Origin of the sequence: Streptomyces sp. yr375 (genome assembly GCF_900110755.1) — a bacterium.
GTDB lineage: Bacteria > Actinomycetota > Actinomycetes > Streptomycetales > Streptomycetaceae > Streptomyces.
The window spans coordinates 1-1,344 of record NZ_FOFF01000120.1; the positions used below are offsets into that span (position 1 = coordinate 1).

The 1,344-nt window shown below is 71.8% G+C and carries 1 protein-coding gene; it reads left to right on the top strand.

Annotated elements, in window-relative coordinates; genetic code table 11:
- Positions 1–110: 110 nt before the first annotated feature.
- A partial coding sequence (locus BMZ82_RS42505) for an IS1634 family transposase (RefSeq protein WP_256252367.1) occupies positions 111–1,344 on the top strand: 1,234 nt, incomplete at its 3' end.

The window sequence follows — 1,344 nt, forward strand, 5'->3', positions numbered from 1 at the left end:
GGGGTGTCCTGGGCCGGGGGTGTGGCGTTGGGTGGGGTGTGTCGATGACTTCCCGGTCCCCGCGGCCACGGTCTCAGCGTCAGCGCTTCGAGTGCGCGGTGGTGTCCGTGGTGGAGAAGCGTCTGGGTGCTCTGCCTGTCGCTGCCGAGTTTCTGCGCCGGCTGGATGTAGCCAGGATCGTCGACGAGCTGTGCCCGGGCGGCGCGAGCGCCCACCTGAGCCACGGGCAGGTGATCGAGGCGATGGTGGCGAACCGGTTGACCTCGCCGGCGCCGCTGGTGCGGGTCGGGGACTGGGCGCGGACCTGGGCGGTGGAGGAGGTCTTCGGCATCGAGCCGGGCCTGCTCAACGACGACCGCCTGGCCCGGGCACTGGACGCGATCGCCCCGCACCTGGAGCGGATTGCGGGCACGGTCGGCGCGCGGGCGATCGCCGAGTTCGGCATCGACGTCTCGCGGCTGCACTGGGACATGACCAGCATGTCCGTCCACGGCGCCTACCCCGAGGAGGGCCAGGACGAGCAGTACCCGGTCATCAAGTACGGGCATCCCAAGGACCGACGGGTGGACCTGAAGCAGGTCCAGGCAGGGCTCGCGGTCACCGGCGACGGCGGCATCCCCGTCCACGCCCGCGTCTTCGGCGGCGGTGCGGCCGAGGTCTCCCAGGTGGTCGGAGCGATGAAGGACCTGCAGGTCATGGCCAGCGAGCAGGAGTTCTTGCTGGTCGCGGACTCCAAGCTGGTGTCCTACGCGAACATCGCGGCGCTGCTGCAGGCCGAGGTGCCGTTCATCGCACCTGTCCCGGCCGCGCAGGTCAAGGACGAGGTCTATGCCGCCTTGGACCTGGGGCAGGCCACGGTGGTGGACTGGGTGCCCGAGCGGGACGCGGGCAAACCCGCCGGTGAGCGGGAGGTCTACCGGGTGCTGGAGGACGTCCATGTCCTGGCCGGGCCCCGCAAGCGCGACCCGGTCCTGACGGTGCGGCGCATCCTGGTCCACTCCACCGGGAACGCGGCCGGCCAGCGGACGGCCCGCGCCAAGCGGCTGGCCAAGGCGACCGAGGACCTGGACAAGCTCGCCCGCGCGGCGGGCGGGCGGCACTACAAGACGGTTGAGAAGGTCGCCGCCCGGGCCGGGGTGATCGCCGTGAAACGCCGTGTCGCGTCCTGCCTGCGCTGGCACGTCGAACAGGACGAGTCCGGCGTCCCCGCGCTGAACTGGCACTTCGACCAGGAGGTGCTCGACGCCGAGGCCGGGGTCGACGGCTGGTACGCGCTGATCACGCCCCTGCCCGCCGAGCAGGTCGCCCCCGGGCAGGTCCTGGTCCAGTACAAGGGACAGGGCG